This is a genomic window from Bdellovibrio sp. (genome assembly GCF_047637665.1).
Classification (GTDB): domain Bacteria; phylum Bdellovibrionota; class Bdellovibrionia; order Bdellovibrionales; family Bdellovibrionaceae; genus Bdellovibrio.
This window is the reverse complement of sequence record NZ_JBLJBT010000025.1, coordinates 26382-33049: the sequence shown is the minus strand read 5'-3', so window position 1 is coordinate 33049 and position 6668 is coordinate 26382. Positions and strand designations below refer to the sequence as shown.

The following is a 6668-nucleotide window of genomic DNA, read 5'->3' as shown; positions in this document are numbered from 1 at the left end:
GAAGAAAACCTTTTTTATGGGTCGCCGCCAAATGCGCCGCCAGAATGAAACCACGGGACTCGATTCCGGCAAAATAGTCCACTTTCGAAAGATCCACCTTTTGCACCAAGTTTTTTGACACGAAGTTCAGAGCCTCGGGGTTCCGCAACAGAGGAGACATGTCGCGAAATAAAATTCCTTCTTGAGGAAAATTGGGCACATCACGAATTAAACTCTTTAAGTCCATTGTATCCTCTCCCACACAAGGGGTGCGACTTTTCAAACACAGTTCTTCCATATTCTTATTCAAAACGCCGCTTCGAGTAAAGAGTGATAGCTTTGATAGAGCAATTTTCTTTTCGACTCTGAACCCTTTTTCGTATTAGCTTCGGAGAGCGATGAAATACTTCTCTGTTTTCATTCTTATTGGGATGCTTTGGTTCTTGAGTGCCTGCTCGACACATCAGATCATCCGTGACTCTGAATACAAATATTCCGAGGCGGCCTTCAAATCCGGGGATCTACCCCAAGCACTAAAGCATTTTCCAGAAAAAGAACAAGGTGGCTTTGTCACCTCCATCGAAAGATCCTGGCTGTCTTTTTGGGAGGGAGAGAAAAATCACGACGACCTGATGAAACAAACAAAAACCCTGGATGAAAGACAATTCACCAGTGTTTTGCGTGAGACAAAATATTTCTTCTACAACGAAACAGAAGACGGTTACATTCCGGCAGAGCACGAAATCATTATCATGCATCTTTTGAATGCGATGTTTTTCATGCGCAACGAAGATTGGGAAAAAGCCCGCGTGGAAACTCGTCGTGCGACGTTTTTTTTGCAAAACTACGTCAAAGAAGATCAATCCCACTTTGATGATCCGGCCTTAAGAATCTGGCTTGCGGGAATTTGGATGGCCCTCGGAGAATGGCAGGACGCGCAGGTGGATCTGCGCAAGGCTTATGAACTCAGCAAAAATAAGAGTCTCATTCCCCTTATTGAAATGTCCCAACCTCCTCAAGATTTGAGTGTGGTCTTTGATGGCAGTGGACCTCAAATCGTATGGAAGGAAGGCACCCTGGCCCCTGAGTTTCGTGATGAAAGCACGGCTCCGACAATTTCGATCCGCTTTGCGACGTTACCTTGGTTTTTGCGACATGAAGAAAGAAATTCACAGATCCGGAATGTGGTTATGAAATCCAATTACATGGCTCAGTATTATGGCCTGAACACGGCCGTGGGTGCGGAAAAATCGGTGGGATTTGTTGCCTCAAACAGTTTACGTGTCGCGGGCGTAGTGGTGGGCGCTGCTATTGTTGGCGGAGGGCTTTATCTTTTGGCGCAAAGTGGAGGCTCGGGAGCGGGCGAGGCCGCGGGTTACATTGTTGCGACAGGAATTTTAGCCTTTGAGGAACTCAATCACTTTGGAAATAAAGTCGCCCGAAGTTTTGAAAAATCCAGTGCCGAAAGTAAACAAGCGGGTCTTGAAAAATTAAGAACCTATCGTTTTGTAAGATTCCTGCCTAGTTGGATTTCATTATCAGCGTCTTCGGAATTCGTGGGCCTTACGGCCAAGAGTCTGTCTCTGCAAGCGCCCAACTCTCGGACGCGGGTTCTTTTTCTTCAAAGATTCTAATACGACAACTAAATTCCTCCCGGCCAGGTTTCAGGAAGGTCTTTATCCGAAACTATCGTGGGTATTGATCTGAGTGCTGTTGTCTTGTCTATAAAAACAAAAGCATCATAGCGCTGAGCTACCTGTGTAGGAACATAGTTGCGACCGTGCTCTTCAAACTGAGGGCGATAGACGACTCCCACTGCGCGATGACCAAACTCGCGACTTCCCAAAATGGTCTTTCTCGCCTCCGCATCAAAGAGCATATAAAATCGGGGTGACTTAAGGTCCTCCGAAGCCTTGTGACAAAAGAACTCGAAAGAAGCCTCCCGCGCTGGTGGCAGAGGCGTGTGAGTTTCTGGCCCATCCCACGCCGGCCCCGCCAAGACTTCTCCTTGATAGGTTCCAAAACCCACCAGAGCCACTTGATCGACCCCGAACTTTTCGCGGGCAAGCCCTCCCAGATTCACATAGCCCTCTTCCAGCATATCCGTCGCATGATAGTCACCGATGTGGCTATTGTGGGCCCAGACAATGCACTTGCTGTTTTTAGAATGACGATGCAGAAGAATCTCTAAAGTATCCATCATGTGCTGATCACGCACATTCCAGGATTCGGGACCCCCAAAAAGCATGGAGCGATAGTAGTCCTCCGCATTTTTCACAATGCGAGCATTTTGTTGTGCACTGAAGAGGTCCTCGCTGACACCCTTGATGTCTTCAAGGCGCACACGCAAAATTTTGCGCAGATTTTCCACGACCTCACTGCGACATCCCTCCGTGAATTTCACAAGATATTTGGCATACGCTTTTTCATCCCGTGCAAACGGATCAAAACAGGCATAATTGTTTTTCACTTCTTGGGCAAATTCATGATCCATTTTTTCAGCGTAGGCCTGCACATAATCCATAGACTCAAAAAGAGAGTACACATCAAGTCCATAAAAATGGGATTTAAACTCTTTCATCCACTCAATCAAAAGCGCGGTTTCATCATTAGCCCACATCCATGTCGGCCAACGTTCAAACTGGCGCATGACTTCCCTGGCACTGCGCCCTTGGTCCTTATGGATATAGTCGTTGAACTTTTGGCAGGACGGCCAATCCCCCTCCACCGCAATAAAATCAAATCCATAATCCCGAATGAGTCTCTGCGAAATCATTCGTCGTACGCTGTAGAACTCAGCAGTTCCGTGAGTGGCCTCGCCTAACATAACAATGCGGGACTTTGACAACCGTTCAACCAAATCATCCCAGGAGTCTTCTCTTTTGATAGGATGGGCATACATTTCTATTTCGCGAACAACATTCTCTTTAGGTTCTGAAACCTTTCGGGACGACGGGCTGTTTTCTAAAAACCAATCCGCCGCGTATTCGACAACTTCTTCCAAAGCTCCGGGCTCTTCAAAAAGATGGGTGGCTTTCGGGACGGTGACCATCTTGGCTGATGACAATCGACGAGCGGCCTCTTCATTTAAAGGAATCACGGTTTTGTCGTTGCCTCCAACAATCAAAAGCGTGGGAACTCGGACTTTCTCGAAATACTTTTCAGCCAAGTCCGGGCGTCCCCCCCGACTGACCACGGCAAAAATATCGCGTTCACTTTTGGCGGCAGCCCCTAAAGCCGCTGCGGCCCCCGTGTTTGCACCAAAAAATCCGATGGGGGTTTTGCGATCTGGAAGATGTCGCAAAACCGCTTCTGTAGATTTTAGAAGTCGACGTATTAAAAGCTCTACATCAAAAATATTCTTTCGATCTGCGGCTTCTTTGTCGGTGAGAAGATCTGAAAGCAAAGTGCTAAAGCCCATCTTATTCAATTCTTTTGCGACAAATCTGTTACGCGGACTTTGTCGACTGCTTCCACTTCCATGGGCAAAGATGATGAGCCCCCGCATGTTCTCAATTAACGTCAGATCCCCCTTTAATTCAATCCCCTCATCTCGAATATTGAGTTCCTTTTCTCGAGCCCCGAGCAAGGAACCCCGATTGTTGAGAATTTCAATCACCTCTTTGTCAGAGACCTGATCAAAATCTTGATACCAATTCCCCACAGCGTAGAAATTTTCAGGAGTTAACAAGCAAACCAGATCATCCGCCGCCTTCCTGATTTGCTCTAGGGCCGAGACCGAGGCCACCGGGGTCGCCACGATGATTTTCAAAGGATTTCGTTCGCGAAGAAGTTGAACCGCCGCCAAAACTGTCGCTCCCGTCGCGATGCCATCATCAATAAGAATCACAACTCGATCATTCACGGAGGGCGGGGCCTGACCAAAGCGGAATTTCTCCATTTGTTTGGAAACCTCCTGCACCTTCGCTTTGGCCGCGTCTTCCAGCTCCTCCATGCTAAGTTGCAATCGGCGAATCAAATCCAGATTAAACCAGGGAGGGCCACTTTCAGTGACCGCCCCCACGGCCAATTCTGGATTTAAAGGATGCCCCACTTTTTTGACCATCAAGAGATCTAAAGGAGCTTGTAATCTTTTAGCCACCTCGAAAGCGACGGGAACTCCCCCCCGAGGGATCGCGAGAATAAGGGGATCTTGATCTTTATATATGAGAAGTCTTTCGCCCAAAGCTCTGCCGGCGTCTTTTCGATTTTCAAAATGTGTCATGAGTGCCTCTTTCATGGTTCGCATCCAGACCAAAATTTTGCAGACTCCCCTCATAGCGCCCGGTGATTTTCTTTATATGAATTCGATAAATGACAGCCGTCTCTAACATCGCGGCAAAATCAACGGTCAGAGGAGAAAGGTGTTCTTCACCATTCATTTTGACAACTCTTTGAATCAGCAGGCGCATGGCCTTGGTGGCCTCCTCACCTTTGACTTGTTCAAATGTTCCCCAGGCGATGACACTCTTCCATTCAAAGAGACTGTGAACCTCCTCCACTTCCAGACACACGTGAGGATTTTTTTGCATGAGAGCGATTTTTTTCCCGTTGCTCGAATGGCTATAGATGTAGGGATAATCAATCACATAGGTGATCGGCACCACATAGACCTCTTTGTGGGAAAAACAACCAAGATGTCCAATCGGACTATTTTCTAAGACGCGAAGACACTCCGCCTGATCCAACGAACTCATTTTGCCGTGTTCTGTTTCCACAAAAAACTCCTGTGTGCGTAAAGACTCACCACAAATTTTAATCGTCAGGATCTGGAGGTCACAAGGAACCCCCTCAAGATACAAAGGAATAGAGGTTATGCAGGCCTTTTGATTTGCCTAAAGGCAGATTAACAATTCGTAAAGTGGCTGCTCTCAGGAGCAAATCTAAAATCAAATGCAAAACAACCACAAGAAGGAGTGCAGAAATGGCTAATCCGTTGGATCTATGGAAAGGTTCTAATCGCTGGATGTCTTCCCCCTTTCGTGAAATGTCACGCTATCAGGAGTCCATTGATCGACTGATGAATGAGATCATGAACTTAAGAAGAGAAGAAGGTTCCTTGAGCGGGGACTTCACCCCTAGTTGTGAGGTCAATGAGGATGAAAAAAACTATATTATGAAGTTTGACTTGCCGGGGATTAAAAAAGATCAAGTCAAAGTCGAAGTCGACAATGATCGCCTCACTGTACGGGCCGAAAGAAAAGAGGAACGCGAGGAAAAGACCAAGAAGAAATATCTCTCAGAAATTTCTTATGGCTCCTACGTCAGAACCTTCACATTACCGCAGACGATTGATGAAAAGAAAGTCGAAGCAAAGTTTGAGGATGGTGTTTTAATTATCAATGTTCCAAAATCGGAAAGCCCAAAAGCGAAACAGATCTCGATTCATTAAAAAACAAAAGTATTCCGATACCTCCATGGGGGTATCGGAACTACTTCGTTGGATGCCAATTTTTGCCTTTCAATCCCGAGTCAACTTCTTGCCACAGTCATGACAAAACGTATTTCGTTCTTTTCTGCGTGCGGCGTGTTTGGCGTCATCACAATGACTTTTGGAAACCGCTTTATTTACGATCTCACCACACATCGGACAATGTCTTACCGGAGCATTCAAGCGTCCATGATTCATATTCGGACAGCGTGTATCTCGTTTCATATGTCAGTGCAGATTCTGGGTTGAGATGATGTTCTTTGATTCCATAATTTCCTCCGGCGTTGCCGCGCGAGCTTCGATCGCTTCAATTTCAAATACCAGATCTTGACCTGCCAAGGGGTGATTCCCATCCAGGGCAACCATATCCCCATAGATTTCCACCACGCGATAAACACGCGCCTGCCCCGACTTCGTCGGAACAACCACATTTTCACCAAAACGAAGAATACGGTCCTTGGCGACTTTCTTGCGTGGAAATAACACTACTTTTTTGGGATCGTAAAAACCATAGGCCTGTTCCGCAGAAAGGCAGATCCGTCTTCTTTCCCCTTTTTGGAGATTCTGCAAGCCTTCGACTAAACCACTCAAGATCGTTTCCTGTCCATCCGCAGAGGTGATCACTTCACGATTGAATGTTGAACTAAGGATCTGGCCTGCCTTGTTTTTGAGAACACAGTTGAAAGAGATCACTTGAATACTCATAACCATTTCCTCCTGTAAGACAAAGTTGCAGAAAAAAAGCCGACGTTTTATGGTCGGCTTTGTGTTCAAAATGAACTATTAAGACTGAATAGGCTCGAATAATCTAGTAAGAACGACGAGAGCCGTATCCACCACCACGAGAACCGCCTCCATTGCGAGGCTCCTGTGGTTTTGCTTCTGAAATGTTCATCGCACGACCTGACAATTCCATACCATTTAATTTATCAATAGCTGCGCGAGCCTCACCGTCAGCGGACATTTCCACAAAGGCGAATCCTTTGCTGCGTCCCGTTTCGCGATCTGTGATTACATTTGCAGAATCAACAGTCCCGAACTCTGAAAAGATCTCTGAGAGCTGATTTGCATCTACACTAAAAGACAGGTTACCAACGTATATTTTTTTTCCCATTTATTGCCTCCTTGAAAGCTTGGGGCCATTCGCAGAAGACAAAAGGACATCTAATGAACTGTGAGAACGACATTACTTAAAATCATTAGAACATGCTTTAAGAATATTAGATATAGCTATCTTGGCGCCAGATGCGCCACCGAA

The 6668-nt window shown here is 46.3% G+C and carries 7 protein-coding genes and 1 pseudogene; 2 read left to right on the top strand and 6 right to left on the bottom strand.

Translation table 11 applies throughout. The annotated features are described in order from the left end of the window. Positions 1 to 226: pseudogene (locus ACM64D_RS08100) on the bottom strand (adenine phosphoribosyltransferase); the annotation flags it as partial. A gap of 151 nt (positions 227 to 377) precedes the next feature. Here ACM64D_RS08100 and ACM64D_RS08095 point away from each other — a divergent pair. Beyond that, on the top strand, positions 378 to 1613 hold the full coding sequence (locus tag ACM64D_RS08095) for a hypothetical protein (RefSeq protein ID WP_415062698.1): 1236 nt from the start codon (positions 378 to 380) through the stop codon (positions 1611 to 1613). 8 nt (positions 1614 to 1621) lie between these two features. Here ACM64D_RS08095 and ACM64D_RS08090 read toward each other — a convergent pair whose 3' ends face one another. Both ACM64D_RS08090 and ACM64D_RS08085 read right to left on the bottom strand, forming a co-directional pair. Further along, positions 1622 to 4204 (bottom strand): erythromycin esterase family protein, encoded by a 2583-nt coding sequence (locus tag ACM64D_RS08090; protein WP_415062697.1) that lies wholly within the window; start codon positions 4202 to 4204, stop codon positions 1622 to 1624. Continuing rightward, the gene (locus ACM64D_RS08085; protein ID WP_415062696.1) at positions 4191 to 4697 is read right to left on the bottom strand and encodes a pyridoxamine 5'-phosphate oxidase family protein; all 507 of its coding nucleotides are present in this window, start codon (positions 4695 to 4697) and stop codon (positions 4191 to 4193) included. Before ACM64D_RS08085 ends, ACM64D_RS08090 begins: the two co-directional genes overlap by 14 nt. A gap of 206 nt (positions 4698 to 4903) precedes the next feature. Here ACM64D_RS08085 and ACM64D_RS08080 point away from each other — a divergent pair, with 206 nt between their 5' ends. Continuing rightward, complete coding sequence (locus ACM64D_RS08080) at positions 4904 to 5371, top strand: Hsp20/alpha crystallin family protein (RefSeq protein WP_415062695.1); 468 nt, start codon at positions 4904 to 4906, stop codon at positions 5369 to 5371. Between the two features lie 69 nt (positions 5372 to 5440). Here the strand turns inward: ACM64D_RS08080 and ACM64D_RS08075 are convergent, their stop codons facing one another. The 3 genes from ACM64D_RS08075 to ACM64D_RS08065 all read right to left on the bottom strand — a co-directional run bounded on the left by ACM64D_RS08075 (position 5441) and on the right by ACM64D_RS08065 (position 6524). Next, a complete protein-coding gene (locus tag ACM64D_RS08075; protein ID WP_415062694.1) occupies positions 5441 to 5635 on the bottom strand; it encodes a hypothetical protein in 195 nt (64 codons plus the stop codon). Between the two features lie 3 nt (positions 5636 to 5638). Further along, a complete protein-coding gene (locus ACM64D_RS08070; protein WP_415062693.1) occupies positions 5639 to 6115 on the bottom strand; it encodes an FKBP-type peptidyl-prolyl cis-trans isomerase in 477 nt (158 codons plus the stop codon). Between the two features lie 103 nt (positions 6116 to 6218). Further along, positions 6219 to 6524 (bottom strand): RNA recognition motif domain-containing protein, encoded by a 306-nt coding sequence (locus tag ACM64D_RS08065; RefSeq protein WP_415062692.1) that lies wholly within the window; start codon positions 6522 to 6524, stop codon positions 6219 to 6221. Positions 6525 to 6668: the final 144 nt, after the last annotated feature.

What these genes read in the sequence shown, in the direction of transcription:
- ACM64D_RS08090 (WP_415062697.1), bottom strand. Translation starts at nt 4,204, where the DNA reads ATGACACATTTTGAAAATCGAAAAGACGCCGGCAGAGCTTTGGGCGAA.
- ACM64D_RS08080 (WP_415062695.1), top strand. Translation starts at nt 4,904, where the DNA reads ATGGCTAATCCGTTGGATCTATGGAAAGGTTCTAATCGCTGGATGTCT.
- ACM64D_RS08065 (WP_415062692.1), bottom strand. Translation starts at nt 6,524, where the DNA reads ATGGGAAAAAAAATATACGTTGGTAACCTGTCTTTTAGTGTAGATGCA.
- ACM64D_RS08070 (WP_415062693.1), bottom strand. Translation starts at nt 6,115, where the DNA reads ATGAGTATTCAAGTGATCTCTTTCAACTGTGTTCTCAAAAACAAGGCA.
- ACM64D_RS08095 (WP_415062698.1), top strand. Translation starts at nt 378, where the DNA reads ATGAAATACTTCTCTGTTTTCATTCTTATTGGGATGCTTTGGTTCTTG.
- ACM64D_RS08075 (WP_415062694.1), bottom strand. Translation starts at nt 5,635, where the DNA reads ATGAAACGAGATACACGCTGTCCGAATATGAATCATGGACGCTTGAAT.